Raw genomic sequence first — 22286 nt, forward strand, 5'->3', positions numbered from 1 at the left:
TCCCAGCCCCCGGGCCCGTCCCCCTCCGGCGACGCGACGCCCGCCGTGCCGCACACTGGTCCGGCGCGCCGGGCGACCCGGCCGCGCGGCGCCGTCCTGACCGGGGCGTTCGCCGCCGCCGCGCTCACGGGCGTCCTGGTGTGGGCGCTGCTGCCGCACCTGGGCACGGATGCGCACGACGACGGCGCCCCCTCCGCGTCGGGCGCCGCGGTCTCGTCGAGCGCCCCCGCGGCGCCGGCCGGCCGGCAGACGCCCCGGACCGGATCCGGCGGGGCCGCCGCGCGGAAGGTCGACCTGCTCGGCGGGGACGGCGTCGCGCGCACCGTCGACAAGCTCACCGCGGCCATGGGCGGCTCGAAGGTCACCAGCCTCGCGGTGTACGAGGAGTACGCCATCGCCGACGCGCCGGTCTCAGGCCGTCCCCGGCTCTACGACCGCTACATGTACCGGGGCGGCGACGTCGCGGTGAAGGACGGGCCGGGCGGCACCGTCATGACCGGCACGCTCCCCGTCGACCTGCGCCTCTACGACTGGGACGCGGTGCCCGCGCTGCTCGCCCGCGCCGGCCGCACCCTCGGCGTCCCGCAGCCGACGAGCCGGTATCTGCTGGTCAACCCGGCGTCGACGGTCTTCGACACCGAGCCGACGATGAGCGTCTACCTGTCCGACGACTACGGGAGCGCGTACCTGAAGGCCGACGTGCACGGCCGGGTGATCGAGACCCACCCGCGCGACGACGGCTGACGGACGTTCCGGTGTTTCGGCGTGCTGAATATATTGGCTTCCGATATATTCGGTCCCATGGCATCGAAGAGCATGACCCAGCCCGCCTTCTTCGTGCTGACGGCCCTCGCCGACCAGCCCAGACACGGCTACGGCATCCTCCGCGAAATAGAGGAGCTCTCCGGCGGCGAGGTGCAGCTGAGGGTGGGCACGCTGTACGGCGTGCTCGACCGGCTCACGGCGGACGGGCTCATCGCCCTGGACCGCGAGGAGGTCCAGCAGGGCAGACTCAGGCGCTACTACCGCGTCACCGACGAGGGGATCCGGGCGCTCGCCGCTGAGGCCGACCGCATGGCGGCCGGCGCCGGCGCGGCCCGGCGACGCATCGCCGAGGGGCGCCGGACCCCAGGCCCCGTCATCCCGCCCGCCCCCGGGCCCGGACTCGCCGGAGGTCTGGCATGAGCGGTACGACGACCGGCGCGACGACGCTGCTCGAAGCGCGCTACCGCACCGTCCTGCGCATGCTGCCCGCGTACTACCGCCGGGAACGCGAGGAGGAGATGGTCGAGGTCTACCTCTGGGACGTCGACCGCGACACGCAGGACCAGAGCCGGCCCACGCTCGGCGAGACCGCCAGCATCGCCGCCCTCGCCGTGCGCACCCGGCTGGGCGCCGCCGGCGCCGCGCCGCGCGGCTACGCCCTGCTCGGCTCGGCCGTCCGGCTGTTCGCGCTGGTCGCCGTGCTGCTCCAGGCGGCCGCCGCGGTCGTCGACCGGGTGCTGGAGCTGACCTGGGCCGCGACCGGCGGGTCCGCGCAGTGGCACGCGTTCCTCACCGGGTTCACCGGGGGCGGGACCGTTCCCCCGGTCGCCGCCACGGCGATCGGGCTGCTGCCGCTGCTGTGGACCGTGTCCTGGTTCGCGCTCCTGCACGGCCGTCGCCGCCTCGCGCAGAGCGCGGCGCTCCTGGCCGCGCTGCCCAGCCTGTGGCCGTTCGTCGCACCCCTGGTGACGGACGCCCTGCCGCCGAGCACGCCGTACGCCCCCGTCTCCCTGGTCCTCGCCTGGCTCTCGGCCCTGGCCCTGTGCACGGCCCACCACCGTGACGCGCCCGCGCCGGTGCTGCCCGTCCTGCCGCCGGGCCTGGCCTACCTGGGCTGCTGCGTGGTCATGGGCGCCTCGGTCGTGCTGGCGCCGATGGCCGCGGACCCGGTCTGGGCCCCGGCGACCTCTTTCCTGCTGGTCGCCCTCGGACGCCTCGCGTGGCGGGCCCGGCACGGTCGCGGGGGCGCGGACGCCACCCTGGCGCTCGCCGTCCTGGGGCTGCTGGTCCTGGCGCTGCGGCTGGCCGCGCTCTACCCGTGGCGCGGCATCCCGATGCCCACCGGCACCCTGGTCGCCTTCGTGGTCCAGGGAACGGCCGCGCTGCTCCTGACCGCGGCCCTCGCCGTCGTCGGCGGACGGGACCTCGCCTCCTCCCGCTGACGGCGTCGGCCGTCGGCGGGAGGACCGCGCGGAGGGGCCCGGCGGGTGTCCGCCGGGCCCCTCCGCGCACGCTTCAGCGGATGCTTACGCGCCGCTCTCGCGCAGCATGTCCTCACGCTCGACGATCTTCACGCGCTCGCGGCCCTGGGGCTCGCCCAGCGCCTTCTCGGCGGCGTCCAGCCGGTACCAGCCCTCCCAGGTGGTGAAGCGGACCTCGCGCTCGGCGAGGAACGCGTCCACGGCCTCGGGCTCGGGGGAGACGGGCGTGTGCAGCCGGCCGTTCGCGTGGTCGTCCAGCAGGTTCGACACCGTCTCGTTGGCGTCGCCCTTGGTGTGGCCGATCAGGCCGATCGGACCGCGCCGGATCCAGCCCGTGACGTACGTGGACTGCAGGTGCCCGCCGGACTCCTCGATCACGCGGCCGCCCTCGTCCGGGACCGTGCCCGAGTCGAGGTCCCACGGCAGCTTGGGCAGCTTGTCCGAGAGGTAGCCGACCGCCCGGTAGACCGCGCTGACGTCCCAGTCCTTGAACTCGCCGGTGCCCTTGACGTTGCCCGTGCCGTCGAGGGCGGTGCGCTCGGTGCGCAGCCCGACGACCTTGCCGTCCGCGCCGAGGATCTCGGCCGGCGACTCGAAGAAGTGCAGGAACAGCTTGTGCGGGCGCTCGCCGACGTCGCGGATCGCCCAGTTCTCCAGCGTCTTGGCGACCATGTCGGCCTGCTTGTTGCCGCGCCGGGTCGCGATCGAGCCCTCGTCGTAGTCGATGTCCTCGGGGTCGACGATGACCTCGATGGTGGGGGAGTGGTCCAGCTCCCGCAGCTCCATGGGGGAGAACTTCGCCTGCGCGGGGCCGCGCCGGCCGAAGACGTGGATCTCCCGCGCCCTGTTGGCCTTCAGGCCCTCGTGGACGTTCGCGGGGATCTCCGTCGGGAGCAGCTCCTCCGCCGTCTTGGCCAGGATCCGGGCCACGTCCAGGGCGACGTTGCCGACGCCCAGGACCGCGACCTTCTCGGCCTCCAGCGGCCAGGTGCGCGGCACGTCGGGGTGGCCGTCGTACCAGGAGACGAAGTCCGCGGCGCCGTAGGAGCCGTCGAGGTCGATGCCGGGCACCGACATCTCGCGGTCGGCCGTCGCGCCGGTCGAGAAGATCACCGCGTCGTAGAAGGCGCGCAGGTCGTCCAGGCTGATGTCGCTCGGGTAGTCGACGTTGCCGAAGAGCCGGATCTGCGGCTTGTCCAGGACCTGGTGCAGGGCCGTGATGATGCCCTTGATGCGCGGGTGGTCGGGGGCGACGCCGTAGCGGATCAGGCCGAACGGGGCCGGCATGCGCTCGAAGAGGTCGACGGAGACACCCGGGTCGGCGGCCACATCGGACTTGAGCAGCGCGTCGGCGGCGTAGATCCCGGCGGGGCCGGCTCCGACAATGGCTACCCGCAGGGGGCGGGGCATGATCAGGTTCCCTTCGAGTGGCGATGAATCGACTCGGGGGAAGCCTAAACTGAGGCATGCCTAACCCGGTACGCGGGTCCGGTCTATGGACTCATAACCACACTTTATGAGCGGTGCGGCCGGGCGGCGCGACCGCCGACCGCCCTCAGGGCAGGGGCTGTTCGGCCCAGATGACCTTGCCCTTGGGCGTGTAGCGGGTGCCCCAGCGGTCGGTGAGCTGCGCCACGAGGAACAGCCCGCGCCCGCCCTCGTCGGTCATGGCCGCGTACCGCAGATGCGGCGACGTGCTGCTGCTGTCGGAGACCTCGCAGATCAGGGTGCGGTCGCGCAGCAGCCGTACGCCCACCGGCGCGCTGCCGTAACGGATCGCGTTGGTCACCAGCTCGCTGAGGATCAGTTCGGTCGTGAAGGACAGCTCCTCCAGGTCCCAGCGCGCCAGCTGCCGGACCACCGCGGCACGCACCTCGCCGACCGCCGCCGGATCCAGCGGCACGTCCCATTCGGCGACGCGGTCGGCGCCCAGCGCCCGGGTGTGCGCGACGATCAGCGCGATGTCGTCGTTCGGGCGGGCCGGCAGCAGTTCGTCCAGCACGCCCCGGCAGACCTGCTCCGGCGTGCCCCCGGCGCCCCGCTCCAGGGAGGTGCGCAGCAGCTCCAGACCGGTGTCGATGTCCCGTTCCCGGTCCTCGACCAGCCCGTCGGTGTACAGCACCAGGCGGCTGCCCTCGGCCAGTTCCAGGTCCACCGTCTCGAACGGCAGCCCGCCCAGCCCGAGCGGAAGCCCCGCGGGGACCTCCACGTACTCCACCCGCCCGTCGGGGTGGACCAACGCCGGCGGCGGATGGCCGGCGCGGGCGATCGTGCAGCGCCGGGAGACCGGATCGTAGATGGCGTACAGGCAGGTCGCCCCCGACACCGGCGCGTTGGCGCTGTCGTCGGCCTCGTCCTGGTCGATGCGCGCCACCAACTCGTCCAGCAGCCCGAGGAGTTCCTCCGGCGCCAGGTCCAGGGCCGAGAAGTTGTGGACGGCGGTGCGCAGCCGGCCCATGGTCGCCGCAGCGTGCAGACCGTGGCCCACCACGTCGCCCACCACCAGCGCGACCCGGGCCCCCGACAGCGGCAGCACGTCGAACCAGTCGCCGCCCACGCCCGCCTGCGCCGGCAGGTACCGGTAGGCGATGTCCAGGGCGTTCTGCTCCGGCAGGGTGCGCGGCAGCAGACTGCGCTGCAACGTGACGGCCATACCGTGCTCACGCGTGAAGCGGCGCGCGTTGTCGATGGAGATCGCGGCCCGCGCCACCAGCTCCTCAGCGAGCACCACCTCGTCCGGATCGAACGGGTCGGGCCGCTCCGAGCGCCAGAAACTCACCACGCCCAGCATCAGCGAGCCGGCCCGCACGGGCACGGTGATCAGCGAGTGGATGCCGAACTCCACGACCTGCTCGGTGCGCTCCAGGTCCTGGGCGCGCCAGCCCGGCGCATCGGTGAGGCGGGCCTCCAGCACGGCGCGGGCCTCGCGCAGACTGCGGCCCTGCGGCGAGCTGTCCACGAAGCGGATCCGCTCGCCCACCGTGTACAGCGGCGCCCCCTTGCGGATCGCGCTGATCGCCGTGCGCCGCAGCGCGCCCCGCGTCTCGGGCTCCTCGCCCTCCAGCACGGCGTCGAAGAGGTCGACCGTCGCGAAGTCCGCGAACCTCGGCACGGCCAGCTCCGTCAGCTCCTCGGCGGTACGGGTCACGTCCAGACTCGTCCCGATGCCCACGCCGGCCGCGTACAGCATGTCGAGGCGTTCGCGGGCCGCCTCCGCCCGGCCCGACAGGGCGCGCAGCTCGGTGGAGTCGCGCAGGGTGGCGACGCTGCCCGCGGGACCGCCCGCGAGGTCGGTGGGCCGCTGATTGATCGCCAGCAGCCGCTCGCCGACCAGGTGCACCTCGTCGGTGACCATCCGTCCGGAGGCCAGCAGCTCGGCGGTGTCCCGGTCCAGCCCCAGGTCCAGGACCTGCCGTCGCTCGGCGTCCGGGGGCAGGTCGAGCAGGCGCTGCGCCTCGTCGTTGGCGAGCAGCAGGTCGCCCTCGCCGCCGACGATGATGACGCCTTCGCGCACGGCGTGCAGCACGGCGTCGTGGTGCTCGTACATCCGGGTCATCTCCCGCGGCCCGAGGCCGTGGGTCTGGCGCAGCAGCCGCCGGCTGACCAGGGCCGTGCTCGCGGTGGCCAGGGCGAGAGCGACGGCGGCGCTGGCCAGCAGCAGCGGCAGTTGGCGGTCGGCGGTGCCGCCGACGTGCGCCGTGGTGATGCCGGACGACACCAGCCCGACCACCTTCCCGTCGGGCGCGCGCACCGGCACCACCGCCTGGACCAGCCGGCCGATGGTCCCGTCGACCTCCTCGACCACGACCCCGCCGTCCAGCGCGGGCTGGATGTTCCCGACGAACTTCTTCCCGATGCGGTCGGGCTTGGGATGGGTGTAGCGGATGCCCTCGGTGTTCATGACGACGATGAAGTCCATGTCCGAGGCCTTGCGGGCGGCTTCGGCCCGGGGTTGCAGGACGGCCGTCGGGTCCGGGCTCTCCAGCGCCGCGACCATGCCCGGCGAGTTGGCGAACGTCTGCGCCACCGCCAGTGACCGGTTGCGGGCCTCCTGGGTGGTGTCGTGCCGCACCTGGAGCAGCAGCGCCACCACGGCGGCCACCACCAGAAGCAGCACGATGACCACTTGCAGGACGAACACCTGCGCGGCGAGACTGCGCCCGCCGAGCGCGGACTCGGGCGTACGCCGGGCCGCCGGGTCCCGGGGACGACGGGCCGGCCGGGCATCCGCGCGCCCCAGGAGTCGGACCATGTGCCATGTCTACACTGCCCGGCCGGATGAGGCGAGAGGCGTCACACAGGGTCACAGGACGCGCCGCTCACGCTCGCCATGGGTGATCGTTTCGGCCGGCGCGCCGGGTGGCCAGGAGCAGGGCGATGTCGTCGGGCCGGTCGGCGCTGTGCCGGGCCAGCGCGGTGAGCCGGTCGGCGACGGCTCCGAGGGCCCGGCCGGGCGCGCCGTCGGCTGCGGCAGCGGGAGCGCCGGGTGCGCCTGCGTCGGCGGCCGACGCCGGTGCGGGGCCGTCGGGCCGGGTCCGCACCGCCGGCCCGCCCGCCTCGGCCAGCGCCCTGCGCAGTGCGGCGATGCCCTCGTCGATGTCGTGGCCGGGCCGCTCGACCAGGCCGTCCGTGTACAGGGCGAGGATCGCGCCCGGCTCCAACCGCAGCTCCGTGACCGGGTAGTGGGCTCGCGGGTCCACGCCGAGGACGACCCCGCCGGGCAGCTCCACGACCTCCGTCCGGCCGTCCGGGTGGCGCAGCAGCGGCGGCAGGTGCCCGGCGCGGGCGGCCCGGGCCAGTCCCGTGGCAGGGTCCAGCCGGACGTAGCAGCAGCTCGCGAACTGGCCCGGATCGAGGTCGATGAGCAGCCGGTTCGTCCCGCCCATGACCTCCTGCGGGGGCCGGTCGGAGAGCGCGAACGCCCGCACCGCGCTGCGCAGCTGCCCCATCGTGGCCGCCGCCTGCACGCCGTGGCCCTGCACGTCGCCGATGACCAGGGCGAGCCCGTCCCCGGCCTCCACGACGTCGTACCAGTCCCCGCCCACGTCCATGCCCTCGGTGCCCGGCAGATAGCGGCCCGCGGTCTCCACGCGCGGGTGCTGCGACAGCCGCCGGGGGAGCAGCGCCTGCTGGAGCCCGCGGGCCAGGGCGGCCTCGGTGTCGTAGCGCTGGGCCTTCTCCATCGCGTGGGCGATCAGTCCGGCGAGCGCGGTGAGCACCGTGCGCTCCTCGGAGCCGAAGCTGCGCGAGCGGTCGAAGCCGAGGATGCACGAGCCGACCGGCCGGCCGGACGCGATCAGCGGCAGGAAGGCGCGGGCGCCCTCCTCCGCGTCTAGGGCGATGCCCGGATAGGCGTCCGCCAGCTGCTGCATCGAGTCGAAGAACAGCGGCCGGCCCGTGGTGAGCGTCTCCACGCCCGGCAGCCGGGCGTCCAGGCCCACCCCTTCGAAGGGCGCGAGGAATCCCCTGGGGAAGCCGGACTCCCACGCCAGGTACAGATGACGCTCCTGGAGCAGGTAGATGGCCAGCATGCGGCCCCCGAACGCCGGCAGCAGCTCCCGCATCACCACCGCGGAGACCTGCCGCGCGGTGACCGCCTCCGTCAGCGCGATGGCCAGCACGATGGGCCGGTAGAAGGGGGCGGTCGACGCGGCGGCGTCCGGCGGGGGCGCGTCCGCGGGCTCGGCGAGCGCGTCGTCCGGCACCCGGCTCGCCGGGACCGCGGTGCAGGTGACGAGGTCGGCGCCGGGATACAGCGAGACGCGCAGCCAGTCCCCCTCGTAGGGACGCCCCTGCGCGGGCCCGCCGTCGCCGGAGGGGGCTGCGGGGGAGGGGCGCCGCACATGGAAGTGCGCCGGCTCGGGCGCCAGCAGGACGCCCCGCAGGTGCTCCTCGCAGGTCGGCTGGTTCAGCCAGGGCACCGAATCCCACAGCGACCGGCCCACCAGCAGCTCGCGCGGCACGCCCAGGAGCTGCCCGGCCCGGGGGTTGGCATAGACCACGAACCCCATCCGGTCCAGGCAGAACACGCCCTCCGGGAGCAGGTCGGCCGCTCCGTCGGCGAGGGCGCCCGGACCGGGGTCGAGGAGGACCCCGGCGACGGGTGACGGCGCCGCGGGGGACCCGGCGGGGGCGTCGGCGGGGCTCTGCGCGCCCCTCGCCTCCCAGAGCTCCAGCAGCCGCAGACCGCCGTCGACGGTGCGCAGCCGGACCGGCAGCGGCGGCGGACGGCCCCGGGCCGTCCGGGCGAACAGGCCGGGCAGCCGCAGGGCGTCCGTCGCGTCGACGGCCCGGACCAGCGCCTCCAGGGTGCCGGGGAAGCCGCCCCCGGGCAGCCCGAGGAGGATGCGCGCGTGCTCGTCCACGGCGACGGCGCCGGTGGCCGGGTCCCAGGAGAACCGTCCGACGCGCCCGGGAGCCGGACCCGCGGCCGGCGGCCGCACGCACAGCGGTTCGTCGTCCCAGGTGACGTCCCGGCCGTCCGCCGCGTGCCGCAGCAGGGCCGCTCCCAGGGTGTCGGCCACCGCCGTCAGCCGCTCCCGGCCGGCCAGCGCCTCCGCCGGGTCGGCGAGCGCCGAGCGCAGGACGGTCAGCACCCCGAAGGCGCGGTCGCCCGCGGTGACGGGCACGTGCAGGGAGCCGAACTGGAAGGGCAGGCCCGCCGCGAACTGCGGATAGCGGCGCATCGCCTCGGTGGCGTTCGCCAGCACCACCGGGACGCCCGTGCGGTGCACCTCGGCCACCGGGAAGGGACGGTCGACGTTCACCCGCCACCAGGGCCGGAACAGCGGACCAGGCAGCCCCGTGAGCACCGACAGCCGCAGCAGCCCGGGCGTGGCGGCGCACAGGTACACGCCCGCGGCGCTGCCGTCCGCCGCCCGCAGCGCCTCCGCCACGGTTCCGGTCAGCAGCGCGGGCGGCGGTCCGGACGGCTTCCGCTCGTCCCCGGCGCTCCCAGTCATCGGCCCTACCTCGTCCGTGCCGCGCGAGGGCGACACAGCAAGAATGCGCCACACCCGGCCGGATGTGCATCCTCGCGCCGTCCGGGAGAAGGGCTTCCGGCGGGGTATCCGCCCCGCCATGGGTGAGATTCTGGTGGGCGCGTGCTCGTGGACGGACCGGGCGTTGGTCTCCAGCGGCTGGTATCCCCCCGGAAGGCGGGACGCGGAGGGCCGGTTGCGCCACTACGCCGAACGCTTCCCGGTCGTCGAGGTGGACGCGACCTACTACGCGCTGCCCACCGAGCGCACGAGCGCGCTGTGGGCCCAGCGGACCCCGGAGCGCTTCGTCTTCGACGTGAAGGCCTTCTCCCTGCTGACCGGCCACCCCACCCGTCCCGCGGTGCTGCCGCCCGGGCTGCCCGACGACGTGCGCGGCCCGAAGGCGCTGGACGAGGTGTGGCGCCGGTTCGCGGACGGCATCGAGCCGCTGCGGGAGACCGGCCGGCTGGGTTCCGTCCTCTTCCAGTTCCCGCCGTGGCTGCGCCCCGGCGTGCGCGCCCGCGCGTTCCTCGCGCAGTGCGCCGAGCGCACCGCCGGCTGGCCGGTCTGCGCGGAGTTCCGGCATCCGGACTGGTGGCGGGGGGCCGAACAGCGCCGGATCACCACCGACCTGCTGCGCTCGCACGGCTTCGCCGCCGTCGCCGTCGACATGGAGCAGTCCCTGGCGTCGGCGATACCGCCCGTCACGCCGGTCACCTGCGAGCGGCTGGCGGTCGTCCGGCTGCACGGCCGCAGCCGGGCCTGGGGAAGCGGCAGCAAGGAGGACCGCTTCCGGCACGAGTACACCGACGCGGAGCTGGCGGAGTGGACTCCGAGGGTGCGCGAGCTCGCCCGGCGCACCGAGCAGGTCCATGTGCTCTTCAACAACTGCTGCGGCGACGCGGCCGTGCGCGCCGCCGAGAGGATGCGCGCCCTGCTCGACGTCTGACCGGACCGGCCGGCGCCGGCGCCGTGGCGCCGACGCCGGCCCGTCAGGCGGCGTTGACGTGCAGGGTGCTCTTGGCGAGCTCGTACGCCGGAAGCATCGCCTCGTGCTCCTGGCTGTCCATCCCGCCGAGGTGCAGCACCACGGGGCCCCTGGGGGTCGTCACGGCGAGCGCGCGCTCCGCCTTGCTCTCCTCCAGCAGCTCGCTCGTCGTCACGTACTCGACCTCCGCGCCCGTGACGTCGCCCGAGGTGAAGGCGCGGTACACGGCCTTGCTCGCCCCCTTCTCGGCGGCGACGAAGGCCTTCAGCACGGCGCGCGCGTCGGCGTCGCCCGGCTCTCCGGTCCACACGCGCAGGAAGCCGATCTTCCCGGCGGGCTTGGCGTCGATCTCGCAGGCCATGGTCACGGGCCCCTGGCGCAGCAGGGCGTCGGCGAGCTCCGCCAGGTCGCCGGAGGCGGCGGACGCCTCGTTCGCGTCGACCGCCTTGGCCTTCCAGAACTCGGCGACGTCGAAGGCGACCGGAAGCTCGCAGGCGGACCCGGAGGCCCCCACGGACCCTCCGCGCGCGGCCGTCTTCGCACTCGTCCCGGCCGACGCCCCCGACGCCCCCGCCTTCACGCCCTCGTCCTCCGCGGCCGCGCATCCCGTCAGCAACCCCGTCAACAGGGCCGCCAGCGTCAGCCCCCGCCGTACGCTCCGCCCGTCCCGCACGTTCCCCACCCCACTGCGCACCGCTGAGTCTCCTCTCGACGCCGGCGCGATACCGGCGGAGCACTGTAACCGAGGGGCCCCGGGCCCCGGCCACCGAGATTCCGCCGCCGTGCCCGCGCACCCGGTCGTCGCCGCCCACCGGGAATGCGCCGGGCACGGCCCGCGTTGTACCGCGTGACTGGCATGCACCGCTCAATCGGTGCGAGCCGGTGAAAGGAGGCCCTCATGGCCCGCAGCACCGCACGCCCCGTCGTCACCCTCAGGTCGACCGCCGGAACCGGTGTCGCCTACGTGACGCGCAAGAACCGTCGCAACGACGCCGACCGCCTGGTCCTGCGCAAGTACGACCCGGTCGCCGGCCGGCACGTCTCCTTCCGTGAGGAGAGGTGAGGCCCTGACGGCCCGACCCGGCGCCACGGCCGGGGTCCCGCGCCGGGACCCCGGCCGCTCTTGTGGGCGGACGAGTGACGTGCCGTCATATTCCCGTCCGACCGGGAACCCATAGCGGCATGAGCAAGACCGCGCTGATCGTCATCGACATGATCAATACCTACGACCATCCCGACGCCGACCTGCTCCTGCCGTCGGCCCGCAGGGTGGTCCCGGTGGCCGCCGGTCTCCTGGAAAGGGCCCGCCGCGCCGACGTTCCCGTCGTGTACGTCAACGACAACTTCGGCCAGTGGCGCTCGCACCACGGCGAACTGCTCGACACCGCCCTCGCGGGCCCGCACGCCGACCTCGTCGACCCGCTGCGCCCCGACGAGGCGTCGCTGTTCGTCGTCAAGGCACGCCACTCGGTCTTCTTCGAGACCCCGCTGTCCTACCTGCTCGACCAGGAGGGCGTCGACCACCTCGTCCTGTGCGGGCAGGTCACCGAGCAGTGCGTCCTGTACTCGGCCCTCGACGCCCACATCCGGCACTTCGACGTCACCGTCCCCCGCGACGCCGTCGCCCACATCCACGCCGACCTCGCGGACGCCGCGCTGGAGATGATGGAACGCAACATGGGCGCCCGGGTGTGCGACAGCTCGCGGCTGTGGACCTGAACGCCCGTACGCCGCACCGCCTCTGACGCACCCACGCGGCGCACCCACGCGGCGTCACCCACGCGGCGCAGCCGGGCCCGCGGACCGTCTCCGGACCGCCTCCCGGGCGCGCGCGGTCCACCGCACCGGATCCGGCGGACGCACGGGCGTCGCACCGGATCCGACGGACGCGGGTCACGGGACGCGCACGGCGGACGCGTACCGCCGGCGCTCCGACCGTCCTCCCCACCTCACCCCCCGCTTCTCCGCTCAGCAAGGAGTGCGACACGCATGGCCGAACTGACCCGCCGAAGACTCCTCGGCTCGGCCGCGGGCGCGCTGGGCGCCGCGGCCGTCTCCCTGCTCCCGCCGAGCGTCCAGAAGGCCGTCGCGGCCGGCCGGCCCGCCCGCGGATCCCTGGCGGACGTCGAACACGTCGTCCTGCTGATGCAGGAGAACCGCTCGTTCGACCACTACTTCGGCACCCTGTCCGGCGTGCGCGGCTTCGCCGACCCGGCAGCGCTCACCCTCGGCACCGGACGGTCCGTCTTCCACCAGCCCGACGACCAGAACCCGAGGGGCTACCTCCTCCCCTTCCACCTGGACACCCGCACCTCCAGCGCCCAGGCCATCCCGTCCACCAGTCACGCCTGGTCGGTGCAGCACGAGGCGTGGAACGAGGGCCGGATGGACCGCTGGCTGCCGGCCCACCGCACGGCCGACGGCGCGAACGGCCCCTACGTCATGGGCTACTACACGCGCGAGGACATCCCGTTCCAGTTCGCCCTCGCCGAGACCTTCACCGTGTGCGACCACTACTTCTGCTCGGTCCTCGGTCCGACCTGGCCCAACCGCCTGATGTGGATGACCGGCAGCATCGACCCGGACGGGCAGGAGGGCGGCCCGGTCATCCGCAACTCCGCCCCGACTCCGTTCACTTGGACGACGTACGCGGAACGGCTCCAGGCGGCCGGCGTGAGCTGGAAGGTGTACCAGCAGGAGGACGACTACGGCTGCAACCTGCTGGAGCAGTTCGCCGCGTTCCGGGACGCCCTGCCGGGTTCCGACCTGTACGAGAGGGGCGTGCGGCCGCAGCCGGAGGGCACGTTCGAGGACGACGCCCGCAACGACCGGCTGCCGACGGTGTCCTGGATCGTCCCGCCCGGACACCAGTCGGAGCACCCCGACTTCCTGCCGGCGGCCGGCGCGGCCTTCGTCGCCGCCAAGATCGAGGCCATCGCGGCCAACCCCGCCGTGTGGGCCAAGACCGCGTTCATCCTGAACTACGACGAGAACGACGGCCTGTTCGACCACGTCCCGCCGCCGACCCCGCCGGCCGGCGCCCCCGGCGAGTTCGTCGCCGGACTGCCGATCGGAGGAGGCTTCCGGGTGCCGGCGATCATCGTCTCGCCCTGGACCGTGGGCGGCTGGGTGGCCTCCGAGGCCTTCGACCACACCTCCACCCTGCGGTTCCTCGAAACGCTCACCGGCGTCGAGGAGCCCAACATCAGCGCGTGGCGGCGCGGCGCCTTCGGCGACCTCACCTCGGCCTTCCGCTTCGGCTCCCCCCAGTCGCCCGCCCCGGCACTGCCCGGCGACACCGCCGAGCAGCTCAGCAGGGCGCAGGAGGAGGTGGCGACCCTGCCCAGGCCGACGCTGCCGGGCGCCGAGCAGAGCTTCCCCGCCCAGGAGCCGGGCCGCAGGCCGCACACCTGATCGGGGCGGGCCGCGGCGGCGGCCGGCCGCAGCGGCCGTACGCGCTGATCCGCCCGTCCTGGTCCGCCCCGTCCCGCCCCGCGATCGTCCGTTGCGCCCACGCCTGCCCGGGCCGACGTCCGCCCGGGCCGACGCTCGCCCGGGCCGGGGCCGGGGCCGGGGCCGGGGCCAGAGGTCAGGGTCCGGCGGCCGCGTCCGGGGGGTCTGCGCGCGTAGACAGCGCGGCGCCCCGCGGGAGGAAGAACAGGGCGCAGATGCGCAGAGGGTCCGCCGCCCGGTTCTCCGCCATGTGCACGCCCCGGGGCCCGACCGGTTCGACGATGCACCCGCCGGCCGGCGTCACGCACTCGGAGCCGTCCGCCAGGGTCCGGGTCAGCACGCCCGCCGTCACCACGGCCACGACCCGCCCCTCGTGGTAGTGCCACGGCAGCGACCCGCCCGGGGGGATCTCGTAGTCCGTCACGACGACCCTGGTGTCCTGCGGCACGTCCAGCCCGAGCCGCTCGGTGAGCAGGCCGTCGGCGAGCAGCACCGGCGCGGGCCCGTCACGGGGACCGGCCTGCGCGCGGTGCGCGGATCCGGCGTCGGGGCCGGCTTCCGAGGGCGGGCGGCGGGTCACGCGGCGGTCGCTCGGGAAGGGGGTGGCCGGGGCGCCGGGGCCGGTCGGGCCCCCTGTGCGACGTAACCTGGCCGGGGTCATGTTCCGCTGGTCAGTGCGTTCCACGGACGTGACCCTAGCCCACCTGTGTGACGGTGGCGTGACCTGGAGTCAGGAGCTCACCGGCGGTGCCCGCCCCGTTCCGGTCCGGAATGTGAGGCAGACGCACCGCACACGAGTAAGCCTCCCGGGGCGTCTTTGCGTCCTCCAGAGCGTGACTCGCACGAAACATCGCGCGACGAGTGTGTGGGGGAGACCTTGAGCATCCTGCGTCCCGAAGTGGAACGGCCTCGCGACCGCGCCGCGGACGACCGCGCCCGCGACGACCGCGCCGGAGGCGACCGCGTCCGCGAGGACCGTGCCCGAGACCGTCGTGCCGGAGCCCACCGCGGCGTACGGCGGCCGCCGGGCGGCGACCGGGGCGCGCCGCGCGACGGCGCGCTCTCCCGCGCCGCCCGGTTCGCGGGCCGGACCCTGCGGGGCGAGTGGCACGGCATCGTGGTCGACCCGCTGCGTCAGCTGCGCCACCGCGGCCCCGGCGCGTTGCTGCTGGCCGTCGTGGCGTGCCTGGGGGTGATCTTCTTCCATGCGCTGGCCCAGCACCCCGCGGGCGCGACGGCCGTCCGCGCCGTCGGCGGGGTACAGGGCGATCTGCCCCTGTGGCTGGCGCTGCTGCGCACCCCGGTCTCCCTCTACGTGCCCGCGCTCGACCTGCCGGTGTGGGCCGGCATCACCCAGCTCTTCCTCGCCTTCGCCCTGGCCGAGCTCGCCCTGGGCCGCGGCCGGACCCTGCTCGTCGCCTACGCGTCCACCCTGGCGGGCACCCTCTCGGTGCGGGTCATGCTGGCGATGGGGCCGGGCTGGTGGGGCTTCGGTCTGCCGCCCGAGGTCGGCCGGGTGCTCGACACCGGACCGTCCGCGGCCGTCGTCGGCCTCTTCACCTTTCTCTCGGTCGTCCGCCGCGCGCCCATCGTCTTCACCCTCACCGGCGGCTCGATGGTGATCGAGTCGATCGCCGAGCCGAACCTCGCCGGCCGGGAGCACCTGATCGCGGTGGCGGCGGCCGTCGTCATGGGCCTGCTGCACGAACGCGTCCGCGGCAGGGGGCGGTTGCCGGCCCTCTCCTTCGGCCCGCCGACGGGCTGACCCGGGGGGCCGCCGTGAAGGGGCCGGCCACCAGCGGTGTCTGAGATGTTGCTATGAATTCGTGGTGCGGTTGAACGCTTCCGGGTCCAGCCGCGTATGGGGCGAGGGGATTTCCTGTCCATGGCCGCCCACGACGCGTAGGAGCACTCCTTGGTACAGAACAGGCGCAGACGCCCGACGGGCGGACGACGCGCGACCTTCCTGGCGGCGGCGCTGATGCTCGGCGGCGGCAGCCTGATGGCGGCGAACGTGTACGCCTCGGCCACCGAGGACGGCTCCGACGGCAACACGACCCGGCGGGCCGGCAACAGCGCCGTCACCGTCGACTGTCCGGACGTCGGCAGCAAGCTGACCAGCGTGCCGGACGGTGCGTCCGCCGAGGTCGACCGCGAACTCGCCCGCCTCGACGAGCAGATCGCCGCGGCCTACCGCCAACTCCAGGACTCGGCCCAGGCCGTGCAGCAGGACGCCGGCTTCGCCGACAACGCGGTGATGAACCCGCTGAAGGAGAAGCGCGGCGCGACCCTCGAGCGCATCGCGGTCGCCATCGACCGCGTCGGCGACCGCCCGGAGGGTCTGGAGTCCCTCGCCGCCTGCACCCTGCGCGCCTCCGACGACCAGGCCGACGAGGGCGCCGACGGCAACGGCGACGAGAACGGGAACGGCAACGGCGAGCAGAACCAGGACCAGAACGGCGGCGGTCAGCAGGGCAACGGCGGTCAGCAGGGTAACGGCGGACAGCAGGGCAACGGCGGGCAGGCCGGCAACGGCCCGGTGGCCGCGGACTACGCGGACATCAAGTCCGTCCAGCCATCCCGGCAGAGCCCGGACCCCGCATCCGGACCCTCCCGCGGCACCTTCACCAGCAGCTGCGGCGTCAACGCCAACGGGCTGTTCAACTCGGACAACGTGATCGTCGCGCCGGGCGTCTCCAACGGGGCCCACCACTTCCACGACTACATCGGCAACCAGTCCAACAACGCCTTCGCCTCCGACGGCGACCTGGCGAAGGCCGAGACGAGCTGTGTGGACCAGGGCGACAAGTCCACGTACTACTGGCCCGTCCTGCGTCTTCAGAACGGCGATCAGGAACGGGACGCGGGCAGCCCGGGCGGCGGCGTCGAGGGCAACGCCGGCAAGATCGTCACCGCCAAGGACGTGACCCTGACCTTCGTCGGCAACCCGCGCTCCCAGGTCACCGCCATGCCCCGGCTGCTGCGCGTCATCACCGGCGACGCCAAGGCCTTCGTCAACGGCACGGCCAACGCCAACGCGTCGTGGAGCTGCACCGGGTTCGAGGACCGTCAGCTCAAGGACAAGTACCCGCTGTGCCCGGCCGGCAGCGACGTGGTGCGCACCTTCCGCTTCCAGAGCTGCTGGGACGGCTCCAACATCGACAGCGCCAACCACCGCACCCACGTGGCCTTCGCCGCCGCCGACGGCTCCTGCCCCAACGGCTTCAAGGCCGTGCCGCAGCTGGTCCAGCGGATCGTGTACGACGTCGACGCGCCGAGCCTCCAGGACGGCGGCCGGACGACCCCGCTGTTCGCGGTGGACTCCTTCCCCGAGCAGCTGCACAAGCCGGTGACGGACCACGGCGACTTCATCAACGTCTTCGACGACGACCTGATGCGGGAGATGGTCGACTGCATCAACCAGGGCCGTACCTGCGGCGCGGGCGCGAAGCCGGGCGACGGCGGTGACAACGGCGCCGGGAACGGCGGCAACGCCGGGGACGGCGGCAACGGATCCGGCGGGGACAACGGATCCGGCGGGGACAACGGGTCCGCGGCCACCGGCGGCAACGGCTCGGGCGACGGCAAGGGCGACGGGAACGGCGCCGGCGGCACCGGAGACAACGGCAACACGGGGGACAACGGCAACACCGGGGACAACGGCAACGGCGGCAACGGCGGTTCCGCGGACAACGGTTCCGGCACTGGCGCCGGCACCGGCGCCGGCGACGAGGGCAACGGCACGCAGGGGGACACGGGCGCTCAGCAGTCCCAGGCGCCCGAGCCCTCCCGGGCCCCCGCCGACGCGAGCACCGCGCCGCGCGTCTACGCGAAGCCCTCGCCCAAGGCGGCCGTCTCGGCCCCCGCGTCGCCGCCCGCCGCGGCCTCGGGCGGCGAGATCGGCGCGCCCGCGACCGCTCCGGAGTCGGCCGCCGCGCCCACGCCCGCTTCCACCGAGTCGCAGCCCCCGGCCGACACCGGATCCGGGGCCGTCGTCGGAGGGACCGAGCCCCAGGCGGTCCAGGGCGGACTCGCCGAGACGGGCGCCAATCTCTGGCCCGGAGCGCTGGGAGCGCTGCTCGTGATCGGCGGCTTCGTCGTCCTGCGCCGCGGCGCCAGGCGGACCTGACCTCCGCCCGCACGATCCGGGGGCCCGTCGGACTGCCGACGGGCCCCTGTCCGTGTGCTCCGTCGGGGGCCGTGGCGCCGCCCGCGGGAGCCGGCCGGGGGAGCCCGGTCACGTCAGGGCGCCCGGCCATGGACAATTGATCGAGATCGTTGGCGCTGTCGACGCACAACAGGGAGCCATGAGCATGGCGGGCGCACGGTGAACGAGACACGTAGGACGAAGGGGGCGCTGGCCCACATCGGCGCGGCGCGGCTGGACGCCGTCTCCCGCGCGCGGGGCTGGGCCCGGCTCGCGTTGTTGCTGGTCGCGGGCTGCGCCACGGTGGTGCTGGCGGGCGCGGGCGCGGGCGGCTGGCTGATCCTGCTCTCCGGGTTCGCGTTGCTCGCCGTGGCCGGGGCCGGCGTGTGGTGGATGCTGGCGCATCGGGGCGGAGCCCGGCTGTTCGGCGCTCTGGTGGCCTTCACCGCGCCCGTCGGCGTCATGGTGCTGTACGCGCTGTCCGGCCTGTGGCCGGTGGCGGTGGGCGCGCTCGCGCTGTGGGCCGCCGCGCTGGCGTCGGCCCGCGCCTCGCTGCGCAGCGTGCGCCGGCCCAAGGGCACGCACGACCGCCGGACCCCGCCGCCGCGCCGACCGGTGCTGATCATGAACGTGCGGTCGGGCGGCGGCAAGGTGGTCAAGCACCGCCTGGTCGAGCGCGCGGAGGCACTCGGCGCCCGGGTGGTCGTGCTCGGGGCCGACGACACCTACACCGACCCGGCGGAGGAGGCCCGCCGGGCCGTCGCTGGGGGCGCGGACCTGCTCGGCGTCGCGGGCGGCGACGGCACCCAGGCCCTGGTAGCGGCCGTGGCCGCCGAACACGACGTGCCGTTCCTGGTCGTCGCCGCCGGCACCCGCAACCACTTCGCGATGGACCTCGGCCTCGACCGCACCGATCCCGTGCTCAGCCTGGACGCCCTCACCAACGGCGTCGAACTGCGCGTGGACCTCGGCGACGTCAGCGGACGCGCCTTCGTGAACACCGTCTCGTTCGGGGCGTACGCGGAGATAGTGCAGAGCCCCGACTACCGCGACGCCAAGGCCGCGACCGCCCTGGAGCATCTGCCGGACCTGCTCCAGGGCGAATCCGCCCCGGTCCTGCACGTGCGCACCGACGACAGCGAGATCCACGCCCCGCAGGCCCTGCTGGTCAGCAACAACGCCTACGCCCGCGCAGATCCGCTGGGCGGCGGCCGCCGGCCCCGGCTGGACGCGGGCCTGCTCGGGGTGATCGGCGTACGCGTCGAGGGCGCGGCCCAGGCCGCCGAGATCGCGCTGCTCGGCGAACGCGCGGGCAGCATCACCTCGCTCACCTCCCGGCGCGTCGTCGTGGAGGCCGACCGGGAGCGCATCGCGGTGGCCGTCGACGGCGAGGCGCTCGAACTGGCCACCCCCGTCGTCTGCACGGTACGGCCCGCGGCCCTGCGGGTCAGGGTGCCCCGGCACCGCCCGGGCGCCGCCTACGCTCCCCCCACGGTCGACTGGCGGCGGGTCCTCCGCCTCGCCCTCGGCCGCCCCGACCCCCGCACCGTCAAGGAGGCCTACGATGTCTGACCGCCGCCCGAAGCTTTCCGCCCGGAGTCTGGTCGGTGACCTCGTCACGCTGGACCAGGCCCTGTACGAGGCGGTCACGGTGACCAGGACGCCCACCCTGGACACCGCGCTGCGTCGGCTCTCGGCGGCCGCCGACCACTCCAAGCTGTCCTTCGCGGTCGCCGCCGCGCTGTCGCTGCGCGCGGGCCGTCCGCGCAGGGCCGCCGTGCTAGGGGTGGCCGCCATCGGCGTCGCCTCGGCGTCCGCCAACCTCCTCGGCAAGAAGCTGGTGCGCCGCCCGCGTCCGCACCGCGCCGAGGACTCGCCGTTCCCGGGACGGCACGTGCCGATGCCGCACTCGGCGTCGTTCCCGTCCGGGCACACCGCCTCGGCCGTGGCGTTCGCGGCCGCCGTCGGCCCGACGCTGCCGGTCGCCGCCGTCCCGCTGGGGCTGCTGGCCTGCGCGGTGGGCTATTCACGGGTCCACACCGGCGTGCACTACCCCGGTGACGTCGTGGCCGGCGCCCTGCTGGGCACGGGCTCGGCGGCGCTGGTCGTGGCGCTCGCCGCGCGCGCGGCGAGGAACTGAGCGGGCCCGCCGTCCGGGCCCGCCGTCCGCTCGCCTACCCGTCCGCCGCCTCGGGGCGGCCGCAGTGCAGGAAGAGATGCGGCTCGGGCACCGCCTCGGGGTGGTCGGGGGTGAACAGCGCGTGCTCCTCGGCCAGCACGGTCAGACCCGCACGGGTGACCAGGTCGACGACCGCCTCGCCGGCGAAGCTGGTCACCCGCACGGGCTGCCCCATGAAGACGGCGTCGACGCCCTCGACGTCGAGCGGCACGGTCGCCAGCACCAGGCTGCCCCCGGGCCGCACCGCCCGCGCCAGCCTGCCGATCAGGTCCGCCTGCTGCGCGCGGTCCAGCTGCAACAGCGAGAAGTAGACGCAGACGGCGTCCCACGAGCTCTCGGCCAGCGGGAGTTCGCGTACGTCCACGCGGCGGAACTCCGCCTCGGGCACCTGCCGGGCGGCCAGCTCCACCATGACGGGGGAGACGTCGACGCCCAGCACCTGGTGACCCGCCCGGGCCAGGGTCTCGGCGGTCGGCCGCCCGGTCCCGCTGCCGACGTCCAGCACGCGGCTGCGGGGCGTGAGCCGTCCGAGCAGCCACTCCAGCGACCTGCGGTGCGCCTCCGAGTGCGCGAAGGCCGTCTCGTACGCGGATCCCAGCGCGTCGAAGACCCGCGCCGCGCGCCGTCCGTCGTCGTCCGTCAAGCCGGTCAAGTCGGTCAAGTCGGCCCCCCTGTCGTGACGTGCGGTTTCACTCACGCGTTTTTCACTACCGTAAGTAACATGATCCAATCCTCTGGACGTGGAAGCTACTCGCGAGTAGTCACGCCCCAAGGCAACCGTCGTTCCGTTCGGAGGACCCCCATGACCACTCCCGAGGACGCCCTTCAGGAGTCCCGCGCCGCCTACGAGGAGCACGCGCGCACCTGCCGTCAGTGTCACTTCGACATGTCGCCCTGCGCCGTGTCCAAGCTTCTCCTGCGCGCCTACAACAACGCCAGAAGGGCCCAGGCGCGCACCGACGCGGCGGTGCGCTGAGGAGCCGGTCCGCTCAGGCGGGCCGGACGGCGCCGCGCAGCGCCCCCTCCCCGAACGGGAGGATCGCCTCCTCGCGGATGGACGCCCCCGGACCCGGTGCGTGGATCATCCGGCCGTCACCGGTGCACAGGCCCGTGTGGCTGAGATCGTCGAAGAAGAAGACGAGGTCGCCGGGGCGCAGATCGGCCAGGCTGACCCGCGTGAAGGCCTTCGCCTGGTCGATGGCGGACCGCGGCAGGGTCACCCCGGCAGCTCGCCAGGCGGCCTGGGTGAGGCTGGAACAGTCGTAGGACTCGGGCCCCGTGGCTCCCCACACGCACGGTCTGCCCACCTGGGCGCGGGCGAAGGCGAGTGCCTTGTCCGCCTTCCCCAGGTACGCCGTGCCCGTGGTGCGGAACGTGGCGTCGGCGGGGGCGGCGACCGGCGGCGCGGCGACCTGGACCGGCGCGGGGGCGGCGGGGGCCGCTGCGGCGGGGTACCCCGATCCGACCGTCACCACGTCCCACGCGGGGACCGTGACGCCGGGGTCGGCGGCCGGGGCGAAGCCGTACTCCGGCGCCGTCGGCGGCAGTTCGGGCGCCACGGCGCCGAGCGGCGGCGCGGCGACGACCGGGCCGGACGCCGGGTGGCCGAAACCGGCGGTGAGCGCGTCGGCGCCGGCCGTCTGGAGCAGCGGGTCGGTCACCGGGAGACCGAAGTCGGGCATCGGGTACCCGGAGGTCGCCGCGGCGAGGGCCGGTTCGGGGGCCGGGTAGCCCGTCGCGACCGTGAGGCCGCCGGTTCCGCCGTCGGGTGTCAGGAGCCCGGACTCGCGGGCGCGCAGGCCGCTGTCGCCCAGGGAGGGGCCGGCCACGGGCGCGGCGGGGCCCGCTTCCGGCACGAGGGGCACGAGGGGGTCGGGAGCCGCGGCGGGGGCGGGCACGAGGAGGGCGGTCTCGGACGCCGCGAATCCGGTCGCCGGTGCGACGAGTCCCGGCGTCCGAGCGCCGAAGCCCGGCGACGGCGCGCCGTCGAAGCCTGCCGGCGGCGCGGTGACGCCCGACGCCGGTGTGACGACGCCGAGTTGACCCGTCGTGGTGAGGAGCGCGTCTGCGCCGGTGGGGTCGGCCGCGCCGGCGGCGGCCGGCCGTCCCGCCCACGCGGCCGTGATCTCCGCCCGGAACGCCTGCTGTTCCGCGGTGTCCCAGGGCTGCTGGACCGGCGGAGCGGCAACCGGCGCGGTCGCGGCCGGCTGGGCGTCGAGCACCGGGAGGACGGCCGTGGCGGCGGCTGCCGGGAGCGGGGCCGGGGCGGGCGCGGGCAGGGCCGGCGCGGGGC

Annotated in this window: 18 protein-coding genes and 1 pseudogene; 12 read left to right on the plus strand and 7 right to left on the minus strand. The window is 74.7% G+C overall.

Annotated features, from left to right (window positions below; translation table 11 throughout):
* The 3 genes and pseudogenes from KMS84_RS30060 to KMS84_RS30070 form a co-directional block, all read left to right on the plus strand.
* A pseudogene (locus KMS84_RS30060) lies at positions 1–744 on the plus strand (serine/threonine protein kinase); the annotation flags it as partial.
* Between the two features lie 72 nt (positions 745–816).
* Complete coding sequence (locus KMS84_RS30065) at positions 817–1185, plus strand: PadR family transcriptional regulator (protein WP_256919641.1); 369 nt, start codon at positions 817–819, stop codon at positions 1183–1185.
* Entirely contained in the window at positions 1182–2207 is a 1026-nt protein-coding gene (locus KMS84_RS30070; protein WP_256919630.1) for a hypothetical protein, read from the plus strand. The genes KMS84_RS30065 and KMS84_RS30070 overlap by 4 nt, the downstream gene beginning before the upstream one ends.
* Positions 2208–2291: 84 nt before the next feature.
* Here KMS84_RS30070 and KMS84_RS30075 read toward each other — a convergent pair whose 3' ends face one another.
* From KMS84_RS30075 to KMS84_RS30085, 3 genes are all read right to left on the minus strand, one after another.
* Positions 2292–3656: an FAD-dependent oxidoreductase gene (locus KMS84_RS30075; RefSeq protein ID WP_256919631.1), complete on the minus strand. Its 1365-nt coding sequence runs from the start codon at positions 3654–3656 to the stop codon at positions 2292–2294.
* A 145-nt stretch (positions 3657–3801) separates the two neighbouring features.
* A complete protein-coding gene (locus KMS84_RS30080; protein ID WP_256919632.1) occupies positions 3802–6498 on the minus strand; it encodes a SpoIIE family protein phosphatase in 2697 nt (898 codons plus the stop codon).
* Positions 6499–6565: 67 nt separating this feature from the next.
* Positions 6566–9208, minus strand: a complete 2643-nt coding sequence (locus KMS84_RS30085) for a SpoIIE family protein phosphatase (protein WP_256919633.1) — start codon at positions 9206–9208, stop codon at positions 6566–6568.
* Positions 9209–9326: 118 nt separating this feature from the next.
* Between KMS84_RS30085 and KMS84_RS30090 the strand changes: the two genes are divergently transcribed.
* Positions 9327–10175 (plus strand): DUF72 domain-containing protein, encoded by an 849-nt coding sequence (locus KMS84_RS30090; RefSeq protein WP_256919634.1) that lies wholly within the window; start codon positions 9327–9329, stop codon positions 10173–10175.
* A gap of 43 nt (positions 10176–10218) precedes the next feature.
* Here the strand turns inward: KMS84_RS30090 and KMS84_RS30095 are convergent, their stop codons facing one another.
* Complete coding sequence (locus KMS84_RS30095; RefSeq protein WP_438818994.1) at positions 10219–10908, minus strand: lipoprotein; 690 nt, start codon at positions 10906–10908, stop codon at positions 10219–10221.
* A 204-nt stretch (positions 10909–11112) separates the two neighbouring features.
* On the opposite strand from KMS84_RS30095, the gene rpmG reads away from it, so the two are divergent.
* The 3 genes from rpmG (at position 11113) to KMS84_RS30110 (ending at position 13628) form a co-directional block, all read left to right on the plus strand.
* The gene (rpmG, locus tag KMS84_RS30100; protein WP_069772466.1) at positions 11113–11277 is read left to right on the plus strand and encodes a 50S ribosomal protein L33; all 165 of its coding nucleotides are present in this window, start codon (positions 11113–11115) and stop codon (positions 11275–11277) included.
* Positions 11278–11396: 119 nt separating this feature from the next.
* A complete protein-coding gene (locus KMS84_RS30105) occupies positions 11397–11933 on the plus strand; it encodes a cysteine hydrolase family protein (RefSeq protein ID WP_256919635.1) in 537 nt (178 codons plus the stop codon).
* A gap of 270 nt (positions 11934–12203) precedes the next feature.
* Positions 12204–13628, plus strand: coding sequence for an alkaline phosphatase family protein (locus KMS84_RS30110; protein ID WP_256919636.1), 1425 nt, complete (start codon positions 12204–12206; stop codon positions 13626–13628).
* 175 nt (positions 13629–13803) lie between these two features.
* Here the strand turns inward: KMS84_RS30110 and KMS84_RS30115 are convergent, their stop codons facing one another.
* Positions 13804–14352: a cupin domain-containing protein gene (locus KMS84_RS30115; protein WP_256919637.1), complete on the minus strand. Its 549-nt coding sequence runs from the start codon at positions 14350–14352 to the stop codon at positions 13804–13806.
* Positions 14353–14544: 192 nt separating this feature from the next.
* Here KMS84_RS30115 and KMS84_RS30120 point away from each other — a divergent pair, with 192 nt between their 5' ends.
* From KMS84_RS30120 to KMS84_RS30135, 4 genes are all read left to right on the plus strand, one after another.
* Positions 14545–15432 carry a hypothetical protein gene (locus tag KMS84_RS30120; RefSeq protein WP_438818995.1) on the plus strand — a complete coding sequence of 296 codons (888 nt, stop codon included), beginning with the start codon at positions 14545–14547 and terminating at the stop codon, positions 15430–15432.
* A 237-nt stretch (positions 15433–15669) separates the two neighbouring features.
* A complete protein-coding gene (locus tag KMS84_RS30125; protein WP_256919644.1) occupies positions 15670–17796 on the plus strand; it encodes a DUF1996 domain-containing protein in 2127 nt (708 codons plus the stop codon).
* Positions 17797–17994: 198 nt separating this feature from the next.
* Positions 17995–19386, plus strand: coding sequence for a diacylglycerol/lipid kinase family protein (locus KMS84_RS30130; RefSeq protein ID WP_438818996.1), 1392 nt, complete (start codon positions 17995–17997; stop codon positions 19384–19386).
* Complete coding sequence (locus KMS84_RS30135; protein WP_256919638.1) at positions 19379–19954, plus strand: phosphatase PAP2 family protein; 576 nt, start codon at positions 19379–19381, stop codon at positions 19952–19954. The genes KMS84_RS30130 and KMS84_RS30135 overlap by 8 nt, the downstream gene beginning before the upstream one ends.
* Before the next feature lie 34 nt (positions 19955–19988).
* Here the strand turns inward: KMS84_RS30135 and KMS84_RS30140 are convergent, their stop codons facing one another.
* Positions 19989–20645, minus strand: a complete 657-nt coding sequence (locus KMS84_RS30140; protein ID WP_438818998.1) for a class I SAM-dependent methyltransferase — start codon at positions 20643–20645, stop codon at positions 19989–19991.
* A gap of 150 nt (positions 20646–20795) precedes the next feature.
* Between KMS84_RS30140 and KMS84_RS30145 the strand changes: the two genes are divergently transcribed.
* Positions 20796–20969, plus strand: coding sequence for a hypothetical protein (locus tag KMS84_RS30145; protein WP_256919640.1), 174 nt, complete (start codon positions 20796–20798; stop codon positions 20967–20969).
* A gap of 13 nt (positions 20970–20982) precedes the next feature.
* Here the strand turns inward: KMS84_RS30145 and KMS84_RS30150 are convergent.
* The coding region (locus KMS84_RS30150; protein WP_438818997.1) for a C40 family peptidase at positions 20983–22286 on the minus strand (1304 nt) is incomplete at its 5' end.

This window comes from Streptomyces hilarionis, assembly GCF_024539675.1.
Taxonomy (GTDB): domain Bacteria; phylum Actinomycetota; class Actinomycetes; order Streptomycetales; family Streptomycetaceae; genus Streptomyces; species Streptomyces hilarionis.